Here is a 24,103-nt window from a genome sequence, read left to right as displayed (position 1 = left end):
GACCTGGGCGCTTTTTTCTTTGGGGTAGGCGGCATAGGGTGCGGAATGGCCAACTATTCTGACGATCATCTGAAATTGATTCTGCAGCGCACCAAAGTGGTCGCTGTTGTGGGCGTTTCAATGAACCCTGTGCGCCCCAGCTATTACGTGGCGCGATATCTGTCGTTAAAGGGTTTTACGGTCATTCCGGTCAATCCGGGCCACGCAGGCAAAGAGCTTTTTGGTCAGACCGTCAGGGCATCCTTGTCTGAGATTTCCGAACCCGTGGATATGGTCGATATTTTCCGCCGCTCCGAAGCCGTGCCGCCAATTGTGGATGAAGCTTTGGACGCATTTCCGAACCTGCGCACCGTCTGGATGCAAATCGGTGTCGAGAACGCAGACGCAGCCGCCAAGGCACAGGCGCGCGGGGTGGATGTTGTGATGAATCGCTGCCCCAAGATCGAATATCAGCGGTTGTTCGGAGAGCTGCGCATGGGCGGGTTTGCCACCGGTGTGATCTCATCCAAAATCTAGCCGCCCGTATAGGGCAATAGTTCACCGTATTGTTCCACGCGCCGCTTCTCCAGAACGACGTCGCGCGGCACCCATTCGTATTTCGTGTCTTCGATCAACGGCGACCAGAATAGCACTCCGCCATAGCGCCAGGGATCCAGCACCACACCGTCATACATCGGTTCCCCTCTGCGGCTGATGATGGCGGTGCTGTGGTCGATTCTAAAAGGGTTGTCGGCATTGGCGATGGCGCGGTGGAGATCAAGCGTCTGGAAGTTTTCCTGTTGCAGACGGCGTTCGATATCTTCAGCCCAGTGCCAGCATAGTCCGCGTGGACGCAGCCCCTTGTTGACCTTGGCATTGTGGATCAGCGGAGGGTCGGTGATTTCGTATTCCTGCACCAGTTGCGCCGTATAGGAATAGGCGATGCGCGCGGCGCGGTCAGCCTCCTCCGGGTCGATATCTGGGCCGAGGCTGCGTATTTCGCTGGCCAGCCGCTGAACTTCATCTCCGGTCGACGGTGGCGGGGTCGCGCAGGCGCCCAGCGTCATAAGGGCCAGCACCAAGGTCAAGGCTTTGATCATCTGCGTGCCCTTCGATCTGCAAAGCATGAAACACGATGATAAAGGGTTGGATGGTATGACGGAACCCTGTCGCTTACCCTTCGGTACGGGCGGCTTTCTCGGCGATGCCGCTGGTGCCCTGACGCCGTTCCAGTTCGGCCAGAACATCATCCAGTGTCACATCCCGCGCAGCCAGCATGACCAGCAGATGATACAGCACATCTGCGGCTTCGGTCGTCAGCCCGGCTTTGTTGTCCTTGACGGCCTCGATGATAGCCTCAACGGCCTCTTCCCCGAATTTTTCGGCGCATTTCTCCGGCCCTTTGGCCAGCAGCTTGGCGGTCCAACTGGACTCGGGATCAGCGCCTTTGCGGGCCTCAACGGTGGCGAAAAGATCGTGCAGAATGCTCATGTCAGCCTCATGGGAATACCCGCGGCAGCCATATGATACTTGGCTTCGCGAATAGTGTATTCGCCGAAATGAAAGATCGAGGCGGCAAGTACCGCGCTTGCCCCGCCTTCGGTCACGCCTTCAACCAGATGATCCAGGTTGCCAACTCCACCCGAGGCGATCACCGGTACGTCCACCGCGTCCGAAATTGCGCGGGTCAGAGGCAGGTTGAACCCGGCCTTGGTGCCGTCGCGATCCATCGAGGTCAGCAGGATTTCACCAGCCCCCTTGGCAACGACAGTTTTGGCGAACTCTACCGCGTCGATGCCGGTAGGCTTGCGGCCGCCATGAGTGAAGATCTCCCACTTGCCGGGGCTGACAGTTTTGGCGTCGATGGCGCAGACAATGCATTGGCTGCCGAACTGATCGGCCGATTCCGCAATCACGTCCGGGTTTGCTACGGCGGCTGAGTTAAAGCTGACCTTGTCCGCACCGGCCAGCAGCAGGGCGCGCACGTCGTCCTTGGTGCGGACCCCGCCGCCCACGGTCAGGGGAACAAAACACTGCTCGGCCGTGCGCTGTACCACGTCGAACATGGTGCCGCGGTTTTCGTGGGTGGCGTGGATGTCAAGAAAACAGATCTCGTCTGCGCCAGCGGCGTCGTAGGCCTTGGCCGATTCTACCGGGTCGCCCGCATCGCGCAGGCCAACGAAGTTCACGCCCTTGACCACGCGGCCATCAGCGACATCCAGACAGGGAATGATGCGGGTTTTCAGCATGTCGGCATCCTTTGTTGGCGCACCTCTACCGGCAAAGCCCCGCCGATGCCAGAGTTGTGATTGCTACACGGCTTAAAACTGTGAAAACTACGCCCAAATTCATCAGGAGATCAATGAGATGCACAGACTTCTTTTGACAGCAGCTTTTGTATTTGGAGGAACCGTCGCAGCAATGGCAGACGACATCATTAAGGTAAATACAGCCAAATCCGTGTCCGAGGCGATGGACGCGCTTGAGGCCGCCGTTGGCAAGGCAGGCGCAACGGTGTTCGCGCGTGTTGATCACGCAGCCGGGGCTGAAAAGGTTGGACTGACTATTCCGGCCAATCAAGTTCTGATCTTTGGCAACCCGGCATTGGGTACACCTGCCATGCAAATCGATCCGCGTGCCGGATTGTTCCTGCCCCTGAAAGTGCAGGCCTACGAGGATGAAAACGGCCAGGTCTGGTTGGCCTATGAAGACCCCAAAGAAACTATGGATGAACTCGACGACGTCGAGAAGTCACCCGTCATCGAAAAGATGCGCGGGGCATTGGCCAAATTGACTTCGGTCGCGGCCCAATAATCCCAGAAACGCGGCAGCAGAACGATTGGCTGGCGCGTTTCGGCCCCAAAAACAATCGGTTCAATCTGGTTTAATTACTCAGAGTTGTAAGGGCTTCTTTCAGATCAAGGGCCCCGTCATAAAGCGCCCGGCCGGAAATTGCGCCGTTCAGATCCACACCGCAATCGCGCAGAGCGATCAGATCATCCAGTGAGCTGACGCCTCCAGACGCAATTACAGGGATCGACACGGCGCGGGCCAGATCGGCCGTCGCTTCGATATTCGGGCCCCGCATCGCGCCGTCGCGGTTAATATCGGTGTAGATAATAGCTGCGACGCCCGCGTCCTCAAAGCTGCGGGCCAAATCGGTGACCTGAACGTCGGTCTCTTCGGCCCAGCCCTTGGTGGCGACCATACCGTTTCGCGCGTCGATGCCCACTGCCACCTTGCCGGGGAAGGCTTTCGCTGCCTCGCGCACCAGATCGGGGTTTTCTACTGCTACCGTACCCAGAATAACGCGGGCGAGACCCTTTTCGATCCAGGTTTCGATCGTGGCCATGTCGCGAATGCCACCACCCAGTTGGGCAGGCACGTTGCAGGCTTTCAAAATGGCTTCAACCGGTGCGGCATTGACCGGCTCACCGGCAAAGGCGCCGTTCAGATCGACAAGATGCAGCCACTCGCACCCGGCCTCGACAAAGGCGCGGGCCTGCGCGGCCGGATCGTCGTTGAACACGGTGGCCTTGTCCATTTCACCGCGTAGCAGGCGCACGGCCTGGCCGTCTTTTAGGTCGATGGCGGGGTAGAGGATCATGTCGGGCGGCCCTATATCTTGGTCAGTCGCGCGGGATATCGCACAGTCGGGGCAGGGGATGCAACGCGACGCAAAGTCATTCTTGCCCGAAGCCGGTCGCCGGGTCAGAGTGAACGCAATACAGGGAGAACATCATGAAGAAATTTCTACTTGCAGTGGGTTTTGCCACGATGGCAACCTCCGCCTTTGCCGCCGATCCGGTTGATGGGCTTTGGAAGACAGCAGCAGGCGAAACGGGCGGCTACCTGCATGTATCCATTGCGGAATGCGGCAGCGCGGTTTGTGGCACAATCGACAGCGCGTTCAGTGCTGATGGCGATCAGAATCTGGAATACGAAAATCTGGGTAAGCAGATCATCTGGGACATGGTGCCCGAAGGCGGTGGCAGCTACGACAATGGCCAGATTTGGGATCCAGAGAGTGACAAGACCTACAAGTCAAAAATGACTCTGGACGACCAGAACAAACTGACCGTCAAAGGCTGTGTCGCTGGTGGTCTGGTCTGCAAAGGTCAAACTTGGACGCGGGTTCAGTAACCGCTCAGGGCGTCCAGGTCAGGAAATTCCCGATTATGCGCAGGCCCACATCCTGGCTTTTCTCGGGGTGAAACTGCATGCCAACCATCGTGTCGCGGCCAATTACGGCCGTGACTTCCTGTCCATAATGCACGTAAGCCAACCGCTCGGCCGAGTCTTTCACTCGGAAATGGTAGGAGTGGACAAAATAGACGTGGTCGCCCGTTTTGACACCGCTAAACACCGGGTGATCGCTTTCCAGCACCAGATCGTTCCAGCCCATATGGGGCACTTTCAGCGCGCTGTCTGACGGTTCTATCCGCAGCACATCACCTGCCACCCAATCCAGACCGTCGGTCTCGGTGTATTCATGACCTTTCGAAGCCATCAACTGCATCCCGACGCAGATACCCAGAAACGGGCGGCCTTTTTGTTCAACCGCCTCAACCATCGCGTCATAGATGCCCTTGTGGCCGCGCAGTTCGGACGCGCAAGCCGGAAACGCCCCGTCTCCGGGCAGGACCAGACGGTCGGCCTGCGCCACGACGTCCGCGTCTGAGGTCACAACGACCTCGCCAGCATCCATCTCGCGGGCCATACGTTGAAACGCTTTTTCGGCCGAGTGCAGGTTGCCGCTCTCGTAATCGATAATTGCGGTCAGCATTTATAGCGCGCCCTTCGTGGAGGGAATCGCATCGGCCTTGCGCGGGTCAGTCTCAACCGCCAGTCGCAGGGCGCGAGCAACGGCCTTGAACGCGGCCTCGGCAATGTGGTGGCTGTTGAAGCCGTGCAGCTGGTCGATGTGTAACGTGATGCCGCCATGAGTGCTGAACGCCTGAAAAAACTCGCGCACCAATTCGGTGTCGAACGTTCCAATCTTGGGTGTCGGCATATCCACATTCCAGATCAGGAACGGACGGCCCGACAAGTCCAGTGCACACCGCACCTGCGCGTCATCCATGGGCAGGTGGCACTCGCCATAGCGGCGGATACCCTTTTTGTCGCCCAAGGCCTGTGTCAACGCCTGACCCAGCGCGATGCCGGTATCCTCGACCGTGTGGTGATCGTCGATGTGGTAATCGCCCTTGGCGCTGATCGTCATGTCGATCAGAGAATGGCGCGCCAATTGGTCCAGCATATGATCGAAGAAACCGACGCCGGTCTGATTGTCATAGGTGCCGGTGCCGTCAAGATTGACCTCGACCGAGATTTCGGTCTCGGCGGTTTGACGGCTGATCTTTGCGCTGCGCATGGCGAATTCCTTTTGCTACAGGCGCGCTTATAGACTTGGATGGCCCGCCTTATCCAGACCACACGTGGCATTCACCGCAAACTGTTGCAGGGGATTGCGCCCGGTCGCGGCCCATGCCAGCCTGCGGGCAACTGAACCAACAAGGCACGGCCCATGTCCACCTGCGTTTTCATCCAAATCCGCTGCAAACCTGGCACCACCTACAAGGTGGCAGAAGAAATCGCCCTGCGCGAAATCCACTCTGAACTGTATTCGACCAGCGGTGAGTTTGACCTACTGCTAAAGCTCTACATTCCTGAAACCGAGGATGTAGGTCATTTCATCAATGAAAATCTGCTGGTGATTCCCAATATCGAACGGTCGCTGACCACAATGACGTTTAAAGCGTTCTAGCTCAGTGCGAACGTGGTGACGCCAAAGATACGATTCAGGTCGATGTTCGCTTAATGGCTGGAGTACTCCAGCCCGGCGTTGCGCGCGATGCAGTTGGGTATAGCGCGTTGTTAGATCGTAAGCTCGTATCCAGCTTCACGAAACGTCGGTCGAACAGTGTCGAACCCAAGGAAAGCAACTTCAACGCCATGGCGAATCCTGTATTGCGCAATGCAAGAAGAATGACACAACGTTCTACGAAAACCGGCATATTCGGAAGGATTGTATCTGGAGCGGGCGAGGCGATTCGAACGCCCGACCCTAACCTTGGCAAGGTTATGCTCTACCCCTGAGCTACGCCCGCATCAGATACATATTTTGGTCAAAAGACCCCTCAATGGAGCGGGCGAGGCGATTCGAACGCCCGACCCTAACCTTGGCAAGGTTATGCTCTACCCCTGAGCTACGCCCGCGCCGTTGAGTGAGGAGGGATGTATAAATTCCCACGCGGGGCTGCAAGCGGAAAAACACAAAAAGCGGAAAAATCTTTCGACGGAAACCCGACCGCCGCACGTTCAAAACACAGAGCACAATAAAACAAGAGGGTTCGAGGAGGGGAAATGACACGGATTGCAGATATGAAAATGGCACTGTTGGCCGCATTGATCGTGTTGACGACGGTGTTTTGCGCGCAGGATGAGGACAAGCTGGTCGAGGTTGAGCCGGTCCTCATGAAGGCGCCGTTGATCGAGACGCAGATATTGGCGGGATAAAGCCCGCCAGCCAGGTCAGAGCGCCAGCACCAAATTCGCGATGGCGGCCACTAAAATCGCCGTAAAGGTCAGCAGCATGCCGATCTGGCGCAGAATCACGATTTGTGGGCTGCGACCGAAGCCATAGGCGTGCATCACCCGCCCTGTCAGCAGCGCCAGACCCAGTAGGTTCAGCAGCAGCCCACCCGCTCCTTGCAGTTCAACCATCGCGATCAGCAGCAGAGCAAAGGGCGTGTATTCGACAAAATTGGAATGGGTCCGCATCACCTTTAGCATGCCCTGGCTGCCTCCGTCGCCGTATGAAATCTTGTCGCTGCGACGTTGGCTGATAACCTTGGCGCTCAGGGCGACGTACAATATCGCCAGTAGGGCGGCGTAGATTGGGGTTACGGACAGCATCTTGATCCTCCTCGGCGTAGAAAAGGCCGCCCGGTTCCCCGCGCGGCCCTTGTAAGTTTAGGAGGCTAAACCGGTTATTCCAGTTCGACCAGCAGGTCCTTGGCGTCAATTTGGCCACCGGGCTGCACGTGAACGGCTTTAACCGTCGCGTCGCGTTCGGCGTGGATGCCGGTTTCCATTTTCATCGCTTCGATGGTTAGCAACATGTCGCCTTCCTTGACCTGCTGACCAGCTGTGACGGCGACAGTGGCCACAACACCTGGCATCGGTGCGCCGACATGGTCGTGGTTGCCCGCCTCGGCCTTGGGCCGCGCCTGCGTGGTCGAGGTGACCATCCGGTTCGGCACCCGGATCACGCGGGGCTGGCCGTTCAGTTCGAAGAAGACTTTGACCTCGCCCTTTTCATCCGTATCGCCGATGGCCTGACAGCGGATTTCCAATGTCTTGCCCGGATCGATCTCGGCGGTGATCTCTTCGCCGGGCTCCATGCCATAGAAGAACGTGCGTGTGGGCAGGGTGCGAACCGGACCATAGACGCGGTGACGGCCCATGTAGTCCAGGAACACCTTTGGATACATCAGGTAGCCGTTCAGGTCCTCGTTATCGACATCTTTGCCCTCAAGCTGTTTGGACAGATCGGCGCGGGTGGCTTCCAGATCAACCGCAGGCACGTCCTTGCCGGGGCGGTCGGTGTTCGGGGCCTCGTCCTTGAGCACCTTCTTGATGATGGTGTCCGGGAACCCGCCCGGAGGCTGACCCAGATTGCCGCGCATCATATCCACGACTGAGTCGGGGAAGGCCACATCGGTCGAGGGGCTTTCCACGTCATCGCGGGTCAGACCCTGGCTGACCATCATCAGCGCCATGTCGCCAACAACTTTGGACGATGGCGTCACCTTCACGATATCGCCAAACATCTGGTTCACGTCGGCATACATCTGTGCGACTTCGTGCCAGCGTTCCTCCAGACCCAAGCTGCGTGCCTGCGCCTTGAGGTTGGTGAACTGGCCACCAGGCATTTCGTGCAGATAGACCTCGGAGGCTGGGGCCTGCAGGCTGGATTCAAATGCCGCGTACTGGCCGCGCACGGCTTCGAAGTAATCGCTGATCTCACGGATCGCTTTGATGTCCAGCCCGGTGTCACGCTCGGTATGGCGCAGCGCCTCGACCACGGTGCCCAGAGTTGCCTGCGAGGTGTTGCCGCTGAAGCTGTCCATCGCGCAGTCCACCGCGTCCACACCGGCCTCGGAGGCGGCCAGAATGGTGGCGCTGGCGATGCCAGCGGTGTCGTGCGTGTGGAAGTGGATCGGCAGCCCGACCTCTTCTTTCAATGCCCGGATCAGAATCTTGGCCGAGGCCGGTTTCAACAGACCCGCCATATCTTTCAGGCCCAGTACATGTGCCCCTGCATCGCGCAGCTCTTTCGCCATGCCGACATAGTATTTCAGGTCATACTTGGAGCGGTCCGGGTCCAGAATGTCACCGGTATAGCAAACGGTGCCTTCGCAGATTTTGCCATTCTCGACCACTGCATCCATCGCAACGCGCATGTTCTCGACCCAGTTCAGCGAGTCAAACACGCGGAACACGTCGATATTCTTGGACGCCTGCCGCACGAATTCCTGCACCACGTTGTCGGGATAGTTGGTGTAGCCAACGCCGTTCGCCCCGCGCAGCAGCATCTGGGTCATCAGGTTCGGCATCGCCTCACGCAAGTCGCGCAGACGCTGCCACGGGCATTCCTGCAAGAAGCGATAGGCCACGTCGAAAGTCGCGCCCCCCCAGCATTCGACGCTGAACAACTGTGGCAGGTTGGCCGCATAAGTCGGGGCCACCTTGATCATATCGATCGAGCGCATCCGGGTCGCCAGCAGCGATTGGTGGCCATCACGCATGGTGGTGTCGGTGATCAGCAGCTGACGCTGCGCTTTCATCCAGTCTGCAACAGCCTGCGGACCCTTCTGTTCCAACAGGTTGCGGGTGCCCATTTGCGGTTCAGCTTTGGCCACGGGGGCTTTGGCCTCTTTCAGATCGGCACGCGGTGCAGGGCGATCCGTGGTTTCGGGATGCCCGTTCACGGTGATATCTGCGATATAGGTCAGAACCTTGGTGCCACGGTCACGGCGACGCTTGAAGGTGAACAGGTCCGGTGTCGTGTCGATGAACTTGGTGGTGTATTCATTCGACAGGAAGGTCGGGTGCTTCAGCAGATTGATGACAAAGTCGATATTGGTGCTAACGCCGCGAATACGGAACTCACGCAGCGCCCGGTCCATCCGCGCAATCGCAGCATCGGGCGTCGGGGCTTTGGCAGTCACCTTGGTCAGCAACGAGTCATAGTACCGGGTGATTACCCCGCCCGCATACGCCGTGCCGCCGTCCAGACGGATGCCCATACCTGTGGCCGAGCGATAGGCGGTGATGCGGCCGTAGTCGGGGATGAAGTTGTTCTGCGGGTCTTCGGTGGTGATCCGGGTCTGCAGCGCGTGGCCGTTCAGATGCACATCGGCCTGGCTGGCAGCACCTGTGGCCTCGGCCAGAGTTTTACCCTCGGCGATCAGGATCTGGGCCTGAACGATGTCGATACCGGTGACTTCCTCGGTGACGGTGTGTTCCACCTGCACGCGCGGGTTCACTTCGATGAAGTAGAACTTGCCGGTCTCCATATCCATCAGGAATTCGACGGTGCCCGCGCACTCATAGTTCACATGGGCGCAGATCTTGCGACCCAGTTCACAGATTTCCGCGCGCTGTTCTTCGGACAGATACGGGGCAGGGGCGCGTTCCACGACCTTCTGGTTCCGACGTTGGACCGAACAGTCGCGCTCATAGAGGTGGTAAATCTCGCCATGTTTGTCGCCGAGGATTTGGACTTCGACGTGGCGGGCGCGGGTGATCATCTTCTCAAGATACCCCTCGCCATTACCGAATGCGGCCTCGGCCTCGCGGCGGCCTTCCAGAACCTTTTCTTCCAGTTCGTCTTCGGATTCGATGGGACGCATGCCGCGACCACCACCACCCCAAGAGGCCTTGAGCATAAGCGGATAACCGATCTCTTTGGCCTCAGCCCGGATCGCGTCCATGTTATCGCCCAGAACCTCGGTCGCCGGGATTACCGGAACGCCAGCTGCAATGGCGACGCGCCGCGCGCTCGCCTTGTCACCCAACGCGCGCATGGTCTCGGCCTTGGGGCCGATGAAAGTGATGCCGTTCTGTACGCAAGCATCCACGAAATCGGGGTTCTCGGACAGCAAGCCGTAACCGGGATGAATCGCATCCGCGCCGCATTCCTTAGCTACGCGGATAATCTCGTCAATCGAGAGATAGGCGGCGACCGGTCCCATCCCTTCGCCGATGCGATAGGCCTCATCCGCCTTGAAACGATGCAGGCCCAGCTTATCTTCTTCAGCGAAGACAGCGACAGTGCGTTTGCCCATTTCGTTTGCTGCGCGCATCACGCGAATGGCTATCTCGCCGCGATTGGCGATCAGGATCTTGTTGAAGTTGGTCATATCAGGTCCCGGTCTTGATGGTTTGGCCGTGTTCATACGCGGACAATACGCGCTCGTATATCAGTCGTTCTGGGTAGAACCGGCATGTTAACGCTCGCAAACGCCGCTTGTTGGCGCAAACTTACTAACAATTCTGCGCTGCAGCATCAATTGCTGTGTTGACGTACCGTAAGCTGGTTCAGCTGTGCAAGACCCATCTGGCCCATATTCGCCAGCATATCCTGTCTTAGGATGTCGATGACATGGGCCGGGCCACGTGCCCCAAGGGCTGCCAAACCATAGAGAAACCCCCGGCCCAGCATGACAAAATCCGCCCCAAGTGCCAGAGCGCGGAGGATGTCGAGCCCGCCTTCGATCCCACCGTCGAAGATCAACGGCAAATCCGTAGCCGCTCGAATCGAGGGTAGGACGGAAATGCTGGCGGGGGCACCGTCAAATTGCCGCCCACCGTGATTCGAGACCCAAAGGGCATCAACACCGGCCTGTTTCAGGCGGTCCGCGTCTTCGGCGCGCATTACACCTTTCACTATGAACGGGCCATCCCACGCATCGCGCAGCCATTTGACATAGTCCATATCCGGCGATGTGCGCAGCAGGTATCCAACATGCGCCGTGGGGGGCAGTGCGCTGTTGCCGTCGATGTACTTGTCGAGCGTCTTCATTCGCGGCATGCCATGTCGTGCCATGCCCAAGGCCCAAGTCGGGCGTTGGGCGATCTGCGCCAGCAAACGTGGCGTCAGTCTGGGTGGATGGGTCAGGCCAGATCGCACCTGTCGTTCGCGCCGCGATGCAACCGGGACATCAACTGTCAGCACAAGCGTTGAAAACCCGGCGGATTTGATGCGACCTAACATGTCCGCGCGAATGTCCGGGTCCTTTGGAGGGTAAAGTTGAAACCAGGCGTTTTGACCAAGATGAGGGGCCAGATCCTCGGGGCTTTGGCTGGCTACGGTCGATAAGGTGTGGGGCAAGCCCGCCTCGGCTCCGGCCTTTGCCAATAGCCTTTCCGCGTCCGGCCAGATAAGCCCAGACATCCCAATGGGCGCAATGCCAAAAGGCAGAGGGAAGTCCCGACCCAGGAACCGCGTGCCGGTATCACACTCGATGGGGCCATGCAGGATCGAGGGCAAAAACTCCACATCATCCAAAGCAGTCCGATTGCGGCGCAGTGTGACCTCAGACCCCGTGCCGCTGTCCAGATACTCCCAGACGAAATGTGGAATTCTGCGCTTTGCGCGATGTTTCAAATCGGTAATGCCGGGGAATGAGCTGTTCAGGTCCATATGAATTGATCCGACCTGCACAGCGATTCTGCAAGGTTTTCAGGCCGCTGACGGCGGAGGTGCAGTCCGGGGCGATTTCCGGGGCCTCGTCGCGTTGCCTTCAACTGCAACAATACCCTCGGCGACCTGTACCTGATTGCGACCTTTGTCTTTGGCCACATACAGGGCGTCATCTAACGCACGCATCAGGTCCTGCGGCATCGTACCGTGTGCGGGATAATGGGCAACACCGACGGAAATCGTGATCCGCGGAAGTGATTTTTCACCGTATCGGACCGAGACTGCCTCGACCGCTTGCCGCAATTGCTCGGCCCGGATCATGGCGTCTTCGGGGGTATTGTCTGGCAGGATCAGCATGAACTCCTCGCCTCCGATGCGGCAGGCAATCTCGTCCCGGTCACAGCCCTGTTCCAAAGCCGAGCCCACGGCCCGCAGCACCATGTCGCCCGCATCATGACCATGGGTGTCGTTGAACTTTTTGAAGTGGTCCACATCCACGGCGATCAGGCTCAGCGGCGCGCCCGTCTGCTGGCTGCGGCTGATGGATTTGCGCAGCGTGTCGGTCATATGCCTGCGATTGAATAACCCGGTTAGCGGATCGCGAACCGACTGACCCCGCATCCGCACGTTTGCAATCGCCATGCTGATCTGTTCTGCGCACAGTTGCGCCAGTTTCCTATTGGAATGAAATACTTCTTCGCTGTCTTCGTGCGCCCGCAGATGCAGCAGGCCGACTGTTTCGCCATGCGCTAGGATGGGAAAACAAAAATAGGGGCGGCCATCATGCGGTTCAGCATGTTCGCAGACAAAATCAATCTCGGATGCGCCGTATTGATATGTGCGACCGCGACGCAGGCCCCAGCAGCCCTCGGGGTGGATATGAGCCTTGTGCGTGCCGTCATTCCAACTGGCGCAGCCGTCCAGCACATCACGCGAGTTAGAGTAGACATAAATGCTGCCCTCAGCCTCGGGCAGGATGTGGGTCATAAAGCGCGAGACCATGTCGAACAACTCGTCCAGAGACCGGCTGGATTGCAGCCATTCGTTCAATTCACCTAATAGACGTACCTCACGTGCCAGCCGAAGCTGCTCATCCATAAGTTCGCGTTCCGCTAACGCACGGCTTTCTAGATTTTGCACCTGCCGTCGGTTGCTGCGGTATGCGACGCTCGCGACGATCAAGACTGTTGTAGTAAGGAGCCCACCGATTAAGGCCAGTAACGGGCGTACTTGTGCGAAAAAAATCGATCTCAGATCTGTAACGTCGATCATAAATTGAACGCTGCCGAGATAAGCCCCGCTATCTGTCACCGGCATTACAGATTCGGCTACATCGCGGGTTTGGGTCGAACTGCTCAGCGAAGCTGTTTCGGTATACAGAACCTCAAGCGCTGATTTATTCGAAAGCGCGTAAAATACCTCGCCTTGCAACGCTGTATAATGTCGGCTTTCAGGCAAGGCGGGTGCATGGCTGTGTGGTCCGGAAGAAGACCAGATGGCCCAACCGGCAGCGTCATATATCTGCATCCGGTAGATATCTGTCACGCCCATCATGCGGCGCAGCACTTCGACATCTTCTGCATTGAACTGGCCTTGCCCGAAGGCCTGTCGCAGATTTGGTAAATAGCTGTAAAATGCCGCTGCCAGACATCGGTTTGATGGCGCACATTTGCTTCGACCATTCTGTTGACCAGAGGGGCAGCGCCATACAACGATATCCAGCCCGAAGCCCCGATCAGCACGCCCCACATCAACCTCCACTTGGATAACTCTCATTTCTTGGCTCAGTTCTCTTGAAATTGCGTTAAGGCGGTTGGATCCGGTTCAGGGCAATTGGGCGAAAAAATTTTTAATGGATGCGAACAAGCCGTGAACAAACTCTTTCCCTTGCTACGGAACCAGCGTAGTTTGGGTATATGAGCAGTTTCGACGAAATGGACGCCTTTGAAGGCGCATCACTGTCGGCGCGCGCGATCGCAGCGCGGCCCGCACCATATCTGGATGAGTTGAACCCGGCGCAACGCGACGCGGTTGAGCGGCTGGACGGTCCGGTTTTGATGCTGGCCGGAGCGGGGACGGGTAAAACCAAGGCATTGACCGCGCGCATCGCCCATTTGCTCAGCACAGCGCGCGCCCGACCGAATGAGATTCTGTCGGTGACGTTCACCAATAAAGCCGCGCGTGAAATGAAAGACCGGGTGGGTCGCCTTTTGGGTCAACCTGCTGAGGGGATGCCATGGTTGGGCACCTTTCACTCAATCTGTGTGAAGCTACTGCGCCGCCATGCTGAGCTTGCGGGTCTGAAATCGAACTTCACCATTCTGGATACGGACGATCAGCTGCGTCTGCTGAAGCAGTTGATTCAGGCCGCGAATATCGACGATAAACGCTGGCCTGCAAGAATGCTGGCCGGGATCATCGATGACTGGAAAAACCGGGCTCTGACGCCGGACAAGGTGCCCGCAGCGGATGCCGGGGCTTATAACAACAAAGGCAATGAGCTTTACGCGCAGTACCAGATTCGCTTACGCGAGCTGAACGCGGTGGATTTCGGTGACTTGCTGCTGCACATGGTCACGGTTTTCCAAACGCATCAGGATGTGCTTGAGCAATACCAACGCTGGTTCCGCTATATTCTGGTGGACGAATATCAGGATACCAACGTCGCCCAGTACCTCTGGCTGCGTCTGCTGGCCGGGGCGCATAAGAACATTTGTTGTGTCGGTGATGATGACCAGTCGATCTATGGCTGGCGTGGGGCCGAAGTGGGCAACATCCTGCGGTTCGAAAAGGACTTTCCCGGTGCTTATGTGGTGCGGCTGGAGCAGAACTATCGCTCAACCCCGCATATTCTGGCCGCTGCGTCGAACGTGATCCGAGGTAACGAAAACCGGTTGGGCAAAGAGCTTTGGACGGACGCGCAAGAGGGCGAAAAAGTTCGCCTGATCGGCCACTGGGATGGCGAGGAAGAGGCCCGCTGGATCGGTGAAGAGATTGATGCGATGCAGGGTGGCACGCGGGGAGCGCGGCCCTTCAATCTGGATGAGATTGCCATTCTGGTCCGTGCGTCGCATCAGATGCGCGCATTCGAGGATCGGTTCCTAACCATCGGCCTGCCTTACAAGGTGATTGGCGGTCCCCGGTTCTATGAACGCATGGAAATTCGCGATGCCATGGCCTATTTCCGGCTGGTGGTCAGTCCCGGCGATGATCTGGCGTTTGAGCGGATTGTGAACACTCCGAAACGGGGTCTTGGAGATAAGGCGCAGCAGACGATCCAAATGACGGCGCGCGAGCATGGCGTGTCGCTGGTCGATGGCGCGCGGATCGCAGTCGATAACGGATTGATCAAGGGGAAAGGTGGCAAAGCGCTGCGCGAGTTGATCGACGGGCTGGTGCGGTGGAATGCGATGACGCGCGGTCCGCGAATCGAGGTCGACGACGATTCGGTGATTGACGACGGCACAGCGCCCATGCGGTTCGGTGAGCCGGAGGTGTCTCATATTGAACTGGCGCAGATCATTCTGGACGAATCCGGCTATACTGCCCATTGGCAGAACGAAAAAACGCCGGAGGCCCCCGGTCGGCTGGAAAACCTGAAAGAACTGGTCAACCAGCTGGATAATTTCGAGAACCTGCAAGGGTTTTTGGAACATGTCAGCCTGGTTATGGATAATGAGCAGGAGGGTGACGGGGCCAAGGTCTCGATCATGACCCTGCACGCGGCCAAGGGACTGGAGTTTCCCGCCGTATTCCTTCCGGGATGGGAGGACGGGCTGTTCCCGTCGCAACGATCGATGGACGAATCCGGTCTAAAGGGCCTCGAAGAAGAACGGCGACTAGCCTATGTGGGCATCACCCGCGCAGAGGATGTGTGTACGATCTCCTTCGCCGCCAACCGGCGTGTGTTTGGACAGTGGCAAAATTCCATGCCGTCGCGGTTTATCGACGAACTGCCCGAAGATCATGTGGAAGTGCTGACGCCTCCGGGTCTGTATGGCGGTGGTCAACCTGCAGCGGGGATCGAGTCTCGTGCGGCTGAGGCGAATGTCTATAACTCTCCGGGCTGGAAGCGGATGCAGGCGCGGCAGGGGCAGTATGGAATGTCTCAACCTCGCGAAAGCCGCAATACAGTGATCGACGCAACTGCTGTCGCCAGCTTTACTCTGGGTGAGCGCGTGTTCCACCAGAAGTTCGGCTATGGTGCAGTGATCGGTATCGAAGGCGACAAGGTCGAAGTGGATTTTGAAAAGGCGGGCACCAAAAAGGTCGTCTCGCGGTTCCTGTCGGCCAAGGACGACGTTCCGTTTTAATCAAAAGGAATGTGCCTGACGGCACATGCTCGATTCTTTAGGGCGCCCGGTCATGGCTGCGGCGCTATTTACATGCGTGGAAAAGAAAAACGGCGGTTCCCAGGGAGGAGGAAGGGAACCGCCGTTCTTTTCAACATCCGGGCAGGGAGGAGAAGAGCCCCGATGTATCCGAACCCAGGTTTGATCCCGGTATGTGTAAGTCGCGGCGACGTCAGGGAGGAGGAAGACGTCGCCGCGCGCTTTCAACACCGAGAAAGGGAGGAGAAATACCCGGTGTGTCAGTGTCCGGCATTCAGGGCCGGTATAAGGTGCGGCGATATCAGGGAGGAGGAGAGATATCGCCGCTGAAACACAGGTCCTAAAGGGAGGAGGAAGGACCTGATCTCGGTTATGTCAGCGCGCTTATTGCGCGACGTATTCTTCGGCCGCTTGCATTGCCAGGCGGCGGATCATCGAACGGTGCAGGCCCAGATCGGCCAATTCTCGGTTCGACAATTCGGACAGTTCGCTCACTGTCTGGCGGTAGACGCGGTACCGGATGAACCGGGTCTTTGCAGCTTCGATCAGCGAGGACAGGCCGGTTGTCGGTGCGCCTTTGAGCGCGGTCTGATGTGTTGCTGCAGCCATCTGCGTTACCCGATATGTTTTGTTATTGCCGATGTGTTTCGGCGTTTGCGTGAGAATGAAAATAGGCAAATGCTGCGCGCGCACAATAGGTAACCTCGTCAATGCTGCTATGCAGCAATTGCATAGATATCAACGTGTTGATGTCCTGGTGCCTTGAGGGCCTTGAAAACAAGGGTTTTGCCAATGTCATGCCCACTGCTGTAATCTTCCACGTCCTAAGCGCGCAAAAATGATTGCTGCTTCTTTGGGCGCAATGTTTCTAAGTTGAGCATTTGGGATTCGGAGCTGTTGCTTGCCTTGTTTGAACAACGTCATTGAGCCTATGGGAAATCATGGGCGTTGCGTGGGATTAGCTTCGTGCTTTGCGTCAAGGGCTGTAACTCGAGGGTGATTCGGGCGGCGAAAACTGCGGAATAGAGCTCTAGGCAGTTGAATTTGCGAATGCTAGAAAAATAATTGGGAATTCATGGGACATTGCTGACTATATGAAGAGTACACTATATGTAGTTAATTTTTATCGAGCTTATCTATTTGTTGTGTAATATGGGTGATTTTCAATTGAGCTTTGTGTGGTTATATTGCGATTCTTGATTTTCTGTTTTGAAATTTCCTATTGATTTCCATGAATTCCCATGGCATCCCTTATTCATCCGATGAGGACGAGGCACATGGGGCGCCAAACGACCCCGAAACAAAAAAATCAGGTTTCATACAGGCATCTCGCTTTCATCAATCAAGAGATCCGGCGCGCGGGCGAGCAGACATCCCCCCAGGTGGCGCGCGCAGCTGGACATCCCGCAAAGCGGGTCAATGCGGCGGGTTGATCAGTGGCAGCAGATCAACCCGCCGTTTTTCATCCGGGGGGGACGTGAAATTTAGGTGGGGCGCAAGCGAAAGGGACAGTCGTCTTGGCGCGCAGGTTTAGAGGTGAAAGCCACCACAAGGTGGACACGAAGGGCAGGGTGTCGATCCCGGCCTCGTTTCGCCGTGTGCTTGAGGCTTCAGACCCGAACTGGCAGCCCGGTGATACCCCTGAACTGGTGATTGTATACGGTGATCACCGCCGCAAATTCCTTGAATGCTATACAATGCAGGCGATTGACGAGGTCGATCACAAGATCGATGCGCTGCCGCGTGGTTCGATGCAGCGCAAGATGCTGCAGCGCATGTTCCACGGTCAGTCTTTCCCGACTACCGTGGATGAAACCGGTCGTCTGGTATTGCCGGCCAAGCTGCGCACCAAGATCGGACTTGAGAATGAGGCGTTCTTTATCGCCGCGGGTGATACGTTTCAGATCTGGAAGCCTGAGACCTATGAATCCGAAGAGCTGGCCTCTGCCGAAGAATGGCTGGACGAACAGCCCGAGGATTTCGATCCTCTGGAGTTCCTAGATGGCGTCGGGGACGCGTGACGGCATGGCCGGCGCTGACACCCCTTCCGATAAACCACATATCCCTGTTTTGCTGCGTCCTCTGCTGGCGGCCGTGGCACCGGTGTCCGGTGTCTGGCTGGATGGGACGTTTGGGGCGGGCGGCTATACCCGTGGCTTGTTGGAGGCAGGGGCTGACAAGGTTATTGGCGTCGATAGGGACCCGCTGGCCTTTGACATAGCGGCAGACTGGGCGGGTGGCTATGGTGACCGTCTGGTGATGCAGTCCGGCGTATTTTCCCGCATGGATGAATATGCCCAAGGGCTGGACGGGGTTGTGCTGGATCTTGGCGTCTCTTCCATGCAGTTGGATAAGGCCGAACGTGGTTTTTCCTTCATGAAGGACGGCCCGCTGGATATGCGGATGAGTCAGGAAGGTGAGAGCGCCGCCGATCTGGTGAACACGGCGACCGAGGCGCAGTTGGCCGACATTCTGTTCCATTACGGCGAAGAACGCGCCAGCCGCCGTATCGCGAAGGCTATCGTGAAAGCGCGGGCGGAAGAGCCGATCACAACGACTTTGCGTCTGGTCGGGGTTATTGAATCCTGCCTGCCGCGCCCGAAACCGGGGCAATCACATCCGGCAACGCGCAGCTTTCAGGGCCTGCGGATTGCTGTGAACGCGGAATATGAGGAACTGTTTCAGGGACTTATGGCCGCCGAACGTGTATTGAAGCCGGGCGGAAAGCTGGCCGTGGTGACATTCCATTCCATCGAAGACCGGATGGTCAAACGGTTCTTTCAGTCCCGCGCAGGAAAGACCGGCCGGGCCAACCGTTACGCGCCTGAAATGGAACAGGAACTGCCGCAATTCACGATCAAAACCCGCAAGGCCGTAGGACCGGATGAGCAGGAATTGCAGGAAAATCCGCGTGCGCGTTCAGCCAAACTGCGCGTGGCGGTACGGACTGAGGCGCCGGCGGGGGAAATTGATGCCCGCGCTATTGGGATGCCGCAACTGGGGGGAAGGGCAAAATGAAGAGTGTTTTGTATGTGTTGACTGCTCTGGCCGTGTTCGGACTGGCGCTTTGGGCGTATCAAGAGAATTACCGCACCCAGCAAGTGGTGAAGCAAACACAGAAGCTTCAGCGCGAGATTGGCATGGCGCAGGTTCGGCTGGCCGTTTTGAACGCGGAATGGGCCTATCTGAATCGTCCCGACCGATTGCGCGAGTTGGCCGACCTGAATTTTGAGCGTATGGGCCTGTTACCGCTGCGCGCCGAACAATTCGGACGCGCTGACCAGATTTCTTATGCCGAGGACCCGGACCTGCCCATCGTCGACCCGATTGAATTGCAGGCCATCACCAGTACTCAGGCGTTGGGTGAGGTGCAGATTCCATGACCCGCACCCCTCTGCGCCCTCTGGCCCGTGTTCTCGATGCCCGCGCCCGCGGGGAAAACCCAAAGGCGATCGAGCGGGAAAATATACGTCAGCGTCACGAAGACATGAAAGACCGTGCCCGTGCTCGCGCCGAGGGGCGTTTGCTTGTGCTGGGTCTGTTCTTTTTCTGTGCTTTTTTGGTGGTCGGTATCCGAATGGGGATGCTTGCCACGTCCGAGGCGCAAGAGCCGCTGGCCAGCGCCCCCGGTGCTGCGATTGCGATGCAACGTGCCAATATCGTCGATCGGGAAGGGCGCATTCTGGCGACCAATCTGGACACCTATTCTGTCTATGCCCAGCCGCCTGTGATGATCGACCCGGTCGCCGCCGCAGATCAGCTGGTGGCGATCTTCCCTGATCTGGATAAAGAGCGTTTGGTCAAGGATTTTACCGGCACTCGCAAGTTCTTGTGGATCAAGAAGCGTATCTCGCCAGAACAAAAGCAAGCGGTGCATGATATCGGTGATCCGGGTATTCTGTTTGGCCCGCGCGAGATGCGGTTGTACCCAAACGGGCGTCTGGCCGCGCATATTCTGGGTGGTTCGGGTTTTGGACGCGAGGGCGTCAGCGCCGCGGAAGTTATTGGTGTGGCGGGGGTCGAAAAGCAATTCGACGACTATCTGCGTGACCCGGCCAACGGCAACAAGCCACTGCAGCTTTCGCTTGATCTGACCATTCAGGCTGCGGTCGAGCAGGTTCTGTATGGCGGTATGAAAATCATGAACGCCAAAGGGGCCTCGGCAGTGCTGATGAACGCACACACGGGTGAGGTCATCTCGGCCGCGTCGCTGCCGTCTTTCGACCCGAATGACCGCCCGCGCCCGCCAACCTCGGGGTTTGATCCGTCGGATAGCCCATTGTTCAACCGTTATGTGCAAGGCGTGTACGAGTTGGGGTCGGTGTTCAAAATTTTTACTGCCGCGCAGGCAGTTCAGCTGGGTCTGGTGAATTCGGAGACGATCATCGATACCTCTGGACCGATGCGGATCGGACGGTTCCCGATTGGTGAGTTTAATGGCAAGAACTACGGCAAGATCAGCGTGGCGGATGTGATCGTCCACAGCTCGAACCGTGGCACGGGTCGATTGGCCTTGCAGATCGGGTCGCGTCGTCAGCAAGATTTCCTTGAGGCGCTGGGCATGTTCGAGCCAACCCCTTTTGAAATTGTCGAGGCCGCAGGCGGCGAACCGCTCAAGCCCAAGAAATGGGGCGAGCTGAGTACGGTGACCATTTCTTACGGCCATGGCCTGTCGACCAGCCCGATGCATCTGGCGGCTGGGTACGCGGCGATTGCCAATGGCGGGCATTACGTCAGCCCGACTATCCTGCGTAAAAACGGTGCTCAGTACGGGCCGCGTGTCATGTCCGAGAGCGCTGCCAAACAAGCGCAGAATATGCTGCGTCGTGTGGTGACGGATGGCACGGCCAGCTTTGGCGATGTGGCTGGATATGACGTGGCCGGCAAAACTGGTACGGCGGATAAACCCAAGCCGCGTGGCGGTTATTACGATGAGAAGGTGATCGCGACCTTTGCGACGTTCTTCCCGGCCTATGATCCGAAATATGTGCTGATCGTCACGCTGGACGAACCGTCGATTGTTGCTTACGGCGAAAAGCGCCGGACGGCGGGGTGGACAGCAGTTCCGGTGGCCGCCGAGTTGATCGGACGGATCGCTCCGTTGTTGGGGTTGCGTCCCCGGCTTGAGCCTGAGGCGCGCGCTGCTATAACCCTGACCTCAAATTAGGCTGTCCAGCAGAGGTGGGTCATGGGCACAAGGACGAAAACACTCAGCCAACTGGCCCTGACAGCGCGGGGCGGAGCGAATCCTGATATCACCGGACTGGCCGTTGACAGCCGCGAGGTGAAAGACGGCTATCTGTTTGCTGCGCTTCCCGGCAGCCGTGTTCATGGCGGAGAGTTCATCCAATTTGCCCTGCGAATGGGGGCCGCTGCGATCCTGACGGATGCAGAAGGTGCTGAAATTGCGGCAGGCGAGTTGGCCGTATCAAGCGCCGCTTTGATCGTGGTCGAAGACCCCCGGCAGGCTCTGGCTGGATGTGCCGCGCTTTGGTTTGGAGCGCAACCACAACACATCGTGGCCGTCACCGGGACCAACGGAAAAACGTCCGTGGCCACTTTTGTGCGTCAGATTTGGATGGAGCTTGGCCTGGCCGCCATCAATCTTGGCACGACAGGGGTCGAGGGTGCTTGGACCGCCCCCTTAACACATACTACGCCCGAGCCGATCACATTGCACCGCTGTTTGGCCGAGGCTGCGGAAAACGGTGTGACCCATGCGGCTATGGAGGCGTCCTCGCACGGCTTGGAACAGCGACGTCTGGACGGCGTGCATCTGGCCGCCGCTGGGTTTTCGAATTTCACGCAAGACCATCTGGATTATCACGAAACCTTTGAGGCTTATTTCTCTGCTAAGGCGGGGCTGTTTGATCGAGTTTTGCCGCAGGACGGCACCGTGGTGATCAACATGAGCGATCCAAAAGGTGCCGAGGTTCGCAAGATCGCCGAAGCGCGCGGTCAGAAAGTCCTGACCGTCGGCCTGGGCGATGCCGATCTGTGTCTGATCGGCCAGCGCTTTGACGCAACCGGGCAGGATTTGCGGTTTTCGTGGCAGGGTAAGGTGCTTCAAACCCGCCTGAACCTGATCGGAGGGTTTCAGGCCGAGAATATCCTGCTTGCCTGCGGATTGGTTATCGCTGCCGGGGAAGAGCCCGAACGTGTATTTGAAACGCTGCCGCATCTGACAACCGTTCGGGGCCGAATGCAGTTGGCTGCAACCCGCGACAATGGCGCGGCGGTATTTGTCGATTATGCCCATACTCCGGACGCGGTGGCGACAGCGCTCAAGGCGATGCGACCGCATGTCATGGGCCGTCTGATCGCAATTGTTGGTGCGGGTGGGGACAGGGATGCCACCAAGCGCCCATTGATGGGTAAAGCCGCCGCCGATCATGCGGACCTCGTCTTTGTTACTGACGACAACCCACGCAGCGAGGACCCTGCAACCATCCGCGCCGCCGTTTTGCTGGGCGCGCCGGAGGCCACCGAAGTTGGTGATCGGGCCGAAGCCATCTTGCGCGGCATTGATGCTCTGCAGCCCGGCGACGCGCTGCTGATCGCCGGGAAAGGGCATGAGACCGGGCAGATCGTTGGCGATCAAGTGCTGCCGTTTGATGATGTGGAGCAGGCCAGTATCAGCGTTGCGGCTCTGGACGGGAGGGTAGCATGACGCTTTGGACAGCAGCCGAGGCGGCAGAGGCCACCGGAGGGCACTCCACCACCGATTGGGCGGTGAACGGTGTTTCGATCGACACTAGAACCATTCAGCCGGGCGAATTGTTCGTGGCACTCAAAGACGTCCGTGACGGGCATGATTTCGTGGCACAGGCGCTGGAAAAAGGCGCGGGTGCAGCCTTGGTGTCACGTTTGCCCGAAGGAGTTTCAGAAGACGCTCCACTTTTGATTGTCGATGATGTTCAGACCGGGCTAGAGGCGCTGGGGCAAGCGGGCCGCGCCCGGACCAGTGCGCGCGTAGTGGGGGTCACCGGCAGCGTCGGGAAGACCTCGACGAAGGAAATGTTGGCAACTATATTGGAAACGCAGGGAAAAACCCATGCCAGCGTAGCCAGCTACAACAATCACTGGGGCGTTCCTTTGACGTTGGCACGGATGCCGCGTGACACAGAATTTGCGGTGATCGAGATCGGCATGAACCACCCCGGAGAGATTGCACCTTTGGCCCGGCAAGCCCGACCGCATGTGGCGCTGGTGACGACCGTTGCGGCGGTTCACCTTGAGGCATTTGAATCCGTTGCGGGCATCGCACAGGAAAAAGCCGCGATCTTCGAGGGGCTCGAACCCGGCGGTGCGGCCATCGTGAATGCTGATATCGAACACGCAGAGATTCTGCGTCAAATCGCGCAGGACCAAGGGGCAGGGATCGTCGATTTTGGCCGCAAAGCATCTGATTACGGCCTGACCGACGTTGTGCAAGGGGGCGACTCGGTCCGCGCAGGTGCTGCAGTGGGTGATGAGGCCATCACCTATGACGTGCAGTCTGCGGGTACGCATTTTGCAATGAATGCGCTGGGGGCGCTGGCAGCTTGTGTCGAATTGGGCGTTAGTCTTGAAGAGGCCATCGATGGCCTGCGCCAATGGTTTCCGGTCAAGGGCCGGGGCGTGCGCGAAATACTGCCACTGGCGACGGGCGGGCAGATCGAGCTGTTGGACGACAGCTATAACGCCAATCCGACTTCGATGGAGGCCGCGCTGGATGTGCTGGCCGCAGCGCAGGGCGCGCGTAGGATCGCCTTTTTGGGCGATATGAAAGAATTGGGCGCTCAGGAAGTCGCTATGCATGCAGCTATGGCGGATGTTGCGGCAATGGCGCAGGTCGATCAGGTGCACTGTATCGGCCCATTGATGAAGGCGCTGCATGAAGCGTTGCCCGAGGGCAAGCGCGGGTTGTGGAGTGAAACAAGCGCCGAGATGGCCGGGCAACTGCCGGATTTGATCCAGGCAGGTGATACGGTTCTGGCCAAAGGTTCGTTGAGTATGGCGCTGGCTCAGATTGTTGACGGTTTGCGGAAAATGGGGCAAGGGAGCGCGCTTGACCCGTGACCTCCGCATGAGAAAGGTT

The 24,103-nt window shown here is 58.1% G+C and carries 24 protein-coding genes and 2 tRNA genes; 13 read left to right on the top strand and 13 right to left on the bottom strand.

What is annotated here, in order from left to right:
• Nucleotides 1-45: 45 nt before the first annotated feature.
• Nucleotides 46-516: a CoA-binding protein gene (locus ACR0DT_RS07525; RefSeq protein ID WP_480710114.1), complete on the top strand. Its 471-nt coding sequence runs from the start codon at nt 46-48 to the stop codon at nt 514-516.
• Here the strand turns inward: ACR0DT_RS07525 and ACR0DT_RS07520 are convergent.
• The 3 genes from ACR0DT_RS07520 to hisF form a co-directional block, all read right to left on the bottom strand.
• On the bottom strand, nt 513-1,079 hold the full coding sequence (locus ACR0DT_RS07520; protein ID WP_480710113.1) for a hypothetical protein: 567 nt from the start codon (nt 1,077-1,079) through the stop codon (nt 513-515). The genes ACR0DT_RS07525 and ACR0DT_RS07520 overlap by 4 nt on opposite strands.
• Before the next feature lie 73 nt (nt 1,080-1,152).
• Entirely contained in the window at nt 1,153-1,470 is a 318-nt protein-coding gene (locus ACR0DT_RS07515) for a phosphoribosyl-ATP diphosphatase (RefSeq protein WP_480710112.1), read from the bottom strand.
• Entirely contained in the window at nt 1,467-2,228 is a 762-nt protein-coding gene (gene hisF, locus ACR0DT_RS07510) for an imidazole glycerol phosphate synthase subunit HisF (protein WP_480710111.1), read from the bottom strand. Before hisF ends, ACR0DT_RS07515 begins: the two co-directional genes overlap by 4 nt.
• 118 nt (nt 2,229-2,346) lie before the next feature.
• Here hisF and ACR0DT_RS07505 point away from each other — a divergent pair, with 118 nt between their 5' ends.
• Complete coding sequence (locus ACR0DT_RS07505; protein WP_480710110.1) at nt 2,347-2,793, top strand: DUF302 domain-containing protein; 447 nt, start codon at nt 2,347-2,349, stop codon at nt 2,791-2,793.
• Nucleotides 2,794-2,863: 70 nt separating this feature from the next.
• Here the strand turns inward: ACR0DT_RS07505 and hisA are convergent, their stop codons facing one another.
• Complete coding sequence (hisA, locus tag ACR0DT_RS07500; RefSeq protein WP_480710109.1) at nt 2,864-3,586, bottom strand: 1-(5-phosphoribosyl)-5-[(5-phosphoribosylamino)methylideneamino]imidazole-4-carboxamide isomerase; 723 nt, start codon at nt 3,584-3,586, stop codon at nt 2,864-2,866.
• Between the two features lie 134 nt (nt 3,587-3,720).
• Here hisA and ACR0DT_RS07495 point away from each other — a divergent pair, with 134 nt between their 5' ends.
• Nucleotides 3,721-4,122, top strand: coding sequence for a DUF2147 domain-containing protein (locus ACR0DT_RS07495; protein ID WP_480710108.1), 402 nt, complete (start codon nt 3,721-3,723; stop codon nt 4,120-4,122).
• Between the two features lie 4 nt (nt 4,123-4,126).
• On the opposite strand, the gene hisH is transcribed toward ACR0DT_RS07495, so the two are convergent.
• Together hisH and hisB are read right to left on the bottom strand one after the other, a co-directional pair.
• The gene (hisH, locus tag ACR0DT_RS07490; RefSeq protein ID WP_480710107.1) at nt 4,127-4,765 is read right to left on the bottom strand and encodes an imidazole glycerol phosphate synthase subunit HisH; all 639 of its coding nucleotides are present in this window, start codon (nt 4,763-4,765) and stop codon (nt 4,127-4,129) included.
• Nucleotides 4,766-5,353: an imidazoleglycerol-phosphate dehydratase HisB gene (gene hisB, locus ACR0DT_RS07485; protein WP_480710106.1), complete on the bottom strand. Its 588-nt coding sequence runs from the start codon at nt 5,351-5,353 to the stop codon at nt 4,766-4,768.
• A 153-nt stretch (nt 5,354-5,506) separates the two neighbouring features.
• Between hisB and ACR0DT_RS07480 the strand changes: the two genes are divergently transcribed.
• Nucleotides 5,507-5,746, top strand: a complete 240-nt coding sequence (locus ACR0DT_RS07480) for an Lrp/AsnC family transcriptional regulator (protein WP_170331970.1) — start codon at nt 5,507-5,509, stop codon at nt 5,744-5,746.
• 268 nt (nt 5,747-6,014) lie between these two features.
• Here ACR0DT_RS07480 and ACR0DT_RS07475 read toward each other — a convergent pair.
• Nucleotides 6,015-6,089 (bottom strand) — tRNA-Gly (locus ACR0DT_RS07475).
• Between the two features lie 34 nt (nt 6,090-6,123).
• A tRNA-Gly gene (locus ACR0DT_RS07470) sits at nt 6,124-6,198 on the bottom strand.
• Between the two features lie 147 nt (nt 6,199-6,345).
• Between ACR0DT_RS07470 and ACR0DT_RS07465 the strand changes: the two genes are divergently transcribed.
• On the top strand, nt 6,346-6,498 hold the full coding sequence (locus tag ACR0DT_RS07465; RefSeq protein WP_480710105.1) for a hypothetical protein: 153 nt from the start codon (nt 6,346-6,348) through the stop codon (nt 6,496-6,498).
• A gap of 15 nt (nt 6,499-6,513) precedes the next feature.
• Here ACR0DT_RS07465 and ACR0DT_RS07460 read toward each other — a convergent pair whose 3' ends face one another.
• The 4 genes from ACR0DT_RS07460 to ACR0DT_RS07445 form a co-directional block, all read right to left on the bottom strand.
• The gene (locus ACR0DT_RS07460; protein ID WP_480710104.1) at nt 6,514-6,897 is read right to left on the bottom strand and encodes an MAPEG family protein; all 384 of its coding nucleotides are present in this window, start codon (nt 6,895-6,897) and stop codon (nt 6,514-6,516) included.
• Between the two features lie 74 nt (nt 6,898-6,971).
• Nucleotides 6,972-10,409, bottom strand: coding sequence for a pyruvate carboxylase (locus ACR0DT_RS07455; protein WP_480710103.1), 3,438 nt, complete (start codon nt 10,407-10,409; stop codon nt 6,972-6,974).
• Between the two features lie 146 nt (nt 10,410-10,555).
• Nucleotides 10,556-11,692, bottom strand: coding sequence for an alpha-hydroxy acid oxidase (locus ACR0DT_RS07450; RefSeq protein ID WP_480710102.1), 1,137 nt, complete (start codon nt 11,690-11,692; stop codon nt 10,556-10,558).
• 39 nt (nt 11,693-11,731) lie between these two features.
• On the bottom strand, nt 11,732-13,468 hold the full coding sequence (locus tag ACR0DT_RS07445) for a sensor domain-containing diguanylate cyclase (protein ID WP_480710101.1): 1,737 nt from the start codon (nt 13,466-13,468) through the stop codon (nt 11,732-11,734).
• A gap of 140 nt (nt 13,469-13,608) precedes the next feature.
• Between ACR0DT_RS07445 and ACR0DT_RS07440 the strand changes: the two genes are divergently transcribed.
• Nucleotides 13,609-16,005 (top strand): ATP-dependent helicase, encoded by a 2,397-nt coding sequence (locus tag ACR0DT_RS07440; RefSeq protein ID WP_480710100.1) that lies wholly within the window; start codon nt 13,609-13,611, stop codon nt 16,003-16,005.
• Nucleotides 16,006-16,077: 72 nt separating this feature from the next.
• Nucleotides 16,078-16,353, top strand: coding sequence for a hypothetical protein (locus ACR0DT_RS07435; RefSeq protein WP_480710099.1), 276 nt, complete (start codon nt 16,078-16,080; stop codon nt 16,351-16,353).
• A 54-nt stretch (nt 16,354-16,407) separates the two neighbouring features.
• Here ACR0DT_RS07435 and ACR0DT_RS07430 read toward each other — a convergent pair whose 3' ends face one another.
• The gene (locus ACR0DT_RS07430) at nt 16,408-16,632 is read right to left on the bottom strand and encodes a DUF1127 domain-containing protein (protein ID WP_480710098.1); all 225 of its coding nucleotides are present in this window, start codon (nt 16,630-16,632) and stop codon (nt 16,408-16,410) included.
• A gap of 908 nt (nt 16,633-17,540) precedes the next feature.
• Between ACR0DT_RS07430 and mraZ the strand changes: the two genes are divergently transcribed.
• Genes mraZ through ACR0DT_RS07400 form a run of 6 tightly spaced genes read left to right on the top strand, consistent with a single transcriptional unit; the run spans nt 17,541 to nt 24,084 of the window.
• Nucleotides 17,541-18,044 (top strand): division/cell wall cluster transcriptional repressor MraZ, encoded by a 504-nt coding sequence (mraZ, locus tag ACR0DT_RS07425; protein WP_480710097.1) that lies wholly within the window; start codon nt 17,541-17,543, stop codon nt 18,042-18,044.
• 4 nt (nt 18,045-18,048) lie between these two features.
• Nucleotides 18,049-19,041: a 16S rRNA (cytosine(1402)-N(4))-methyltransferase RsmH gene (rsmH, locus tag ACR0DT_RS07420; protein ID WP_480710282.1), complete on the top strand. Its 993-nt coding sequence runs from the start codon at nt 18,049-18,051 to the stop codon at nt 19,039-19,041.
• Nucleotides 19,038-19,406 (top strand): cell division protein FtsL, encoded by a 369-nt coding sequence (ftsL, locus tag ACR0DT_RS07415; RefSeq protein WP_480710096.1) that lies wholly within the window; start codon nt 19,038-19,040, stop codon nt 19,404-19,406. The genes rsmH and ftsL overlap by 4 nt, the downstream gene beginning before the upstream one ends.
• Entirely contained in the window at nt 19,403-21,190 is a 1,788-nt protein-coding gene (locus tag ACR0DT_RS07410) for a peptidoglycan D,D-transpeptidase FtsI family protein (RefSeq protein ID WP_480710095.1), read from the top strand. The genes ftsL and ACR0DT_RS07410 overlap by 4 nt, the downstream gene beginning before the upstream one ends.
• 21 nt (nt 21,191-21,211) lie before the next feature.
• On the top strand, nt 21,212-22,693 hold the full coding sequence (locus tag ACR0DT_RS07405; protein ID WP_480710094.1) for a UDP-N-acetylmuramoyl-L-alanyl-D-glutamate--2,6-diaminopimelate ligase: 1,482 nt from the start codon (nt 21,212-21,214) through the stop codon (nt 22,691-22,693).
• Nucleotides 22,690-24,084: a UDP-N-acetylmuramoyl-tripeptide--D-alanyl-D-alanine ligase gene (locus ACR0DT_RS07400; RefSeq protein ID WP_480710093.1), complete on the top strand. Its 1,395-nt coding sequence runs from the start codon at nt 22,690-22,692 to the stop codon at nt 24,082-24,084. Before ACR0DT_RS07405 ends, ACR0DT_RS07400 begins: the two co-directional genes overlap by 4 nt.
• The last annotated feature ends 19 nt before the right edge of the window (nt 24,085-24,103 follow it).

The organism is Ruegeria sp. BI11 (assembly GCF_056538005.1).
This window is presented reverse-complemented; position numbering and strand designations above follow the sequence as displayed.

What these genes read in the sequence shown, in the direction of transcription:
- ACR0DT_RS07515 (WP_480710112.1), bottom strand. Translation starts at nt 1,470, where the DNA reads ATGAGCATTCTGCACGATCTTTTCGCCACCGTTGAGGCCCGCAAAGGC.
- ACR0DT_RS07440 (WP_480710100.1), top strand. Translation starts at nt 13,609, where the DNA reads ATGAGCAGTTTCGACGAAATGGACGCCTTTGAAGGCGCATCACTGTCG.
- hisH (WP_480710107.1), bottom strand. Translation starts at nt 4,765, where the DNA reads ATGCTGACCGCAATTATCGATTACGAGAGCGGCAACCTGCACTCGGCC.
- hisB (WP_480710106.1), bottom strand. Translation starts at nt 5,353, where the DNA reads ATGCGCAGCGCAAAGATCAGCCGTCAAACCGCCGAGACCGAAATCTCG.
- hisF (WP_480710111.1), bottom strand. Translation starts at nt 2,228, where the DNA reads ATGCTGAAAACCCGCATCATTCCCTGTCTGGATGTCGCTGATGGCCGC.
- ftsL (WP_480710096.1), top strand. Translation starts at nt 19,038, where the DNA reads ATGAAGAGTGTTTTGTATGTGTTGACTGCTCTGGCCGTGTTCGGACTG.
- ACR0DT_RS07505 (WP_480710110.1), top strand. Translation starts at nt 2,347, where the DNA reads ATGCACAGACTTCTTTTGACAGCAGCTTTTGTATTTGGAGGAACCGTC.
- ACR0DT_RS07450 (WP_480710102.1), bottom strand. Translation starts at nt 11,692, where the DNA reads ATGGACCTGAACAGCTCATTCCCCGGCATTACCGATTTGAAACATCGC.
- ACR0DT_RS07445 (WP_480710101.1), bottom strand. Translation starts at nt 13,468, where the DNA reads ATGAGAGTTATCCAAGTGGAGGTTGATGTGGGGCGTGCTGATCGGGGC.
- ACR0DT_RS07430 (WP_480710098.1), bottom strand. Translation starts at nt 16,632, where the DNA reads ATGGCTGCAGCAACACATCAGACCGCGCTCAAAGGCGCACCGACAACC.
- ACR0DT_RS07460 (WP_480710104.1), bottom strand. Translation starts at nt 6,897, where the DNA reads ATGCTGTCCGTAACCCCAATCTACGCCGCCCTACTGGCGATATTGTAC.
- ACR0DT_RS07525 (WP_480710114.1), top strand. Translation starts at nt 46, where the DNA reads ATGGCCAACTATTCTGACGATCATCTGAAATTGATTCTGCAGCGCACC.
- ACR0DT_RS07455 (WP_480710103.1), bottom strand. Translation starts at nt 10,409, where the DNA reads ATGACCAACTTCAACAAGATCCTGATCGCCAATCGCGGCGAGATAGCC.
- ACR0DT_RS07495 (WP_480710108.1), top strand. Translation starts at nt 3,721, where the DNA reads ATGAAGAAATTTCTACTTGCAGTGGGTTTTGCCACGATGGCAACCTCC.
- hisA (WP_480710109.1), bottom strand. Translation starts at nt 3,586, where the DNA reads ATGATCCTCTACCCCGCCATCGACCTAAAAGACGGCCAGGCCGTGCGC.
- ACR0DT_RS07480 (WP_170331970.1), top strand. Translation starts at nt 5,507, where the DNA reads ATGTCCACCTGCGTTTTCATCCAAATCCGCTGCAAACCTGGCACCACC.
- ACR0DT_RS07435 (WP_480710099.1), top strand. Translation starts at nt 16,078, where the DNA reads ATGCGTGGAAAAGAAAAACGGCGGTTCCCAGGGAGGAGGAAGGGAACC.
- ACR0DT_RS07465 (WP_480710105.1), top strand. Translation starts at nt 6,346, where the DNA reads ATGACACGGATTGCAGATATGAAAATGGCACTGTTGGCCGCATTGATC.
- ACR0DT_RS07520 (WP_480710113.1), bottom strand. Translation starts at nt 1,079, where the DNA reads ATGATCAAAGCCTTGACCTTGGTGCTGGCCCTTATGACGCTGGGCGCC.
- ACR0DT_RS07410 (WP_480710095.1), top strand. Translation starts at nt 19,403, where the DNA reads ATGACCCGCACCCCTCTGCGCCCTCTGGCCCGTGTTCTCGATGCCCGC.
- ACR0DT_RS07405 (WP_480710094.1), top strand. Translation starts at nt 21,212, where the DNA reads ATGGGCACAAGGACGAAAACACTCAGCCAACTGGCCCTGACAGCGCGG.
- ACR0DT_RS07400 (WP_480710093.1), top strand. Translation starts at nt 22,690, where the DNA reads ATGACGCTTTGGACAGCAGCCGAGGCGGCAGAGGCCACCGGAGGGCAC.
- rsmH (WP_480710282.1), top strand. Translation starts at nt 18,049, where the DNA reads ATGGCCGGCGCTGACACCCCTTCCGATAAACCACATATCCCTGTTTTG.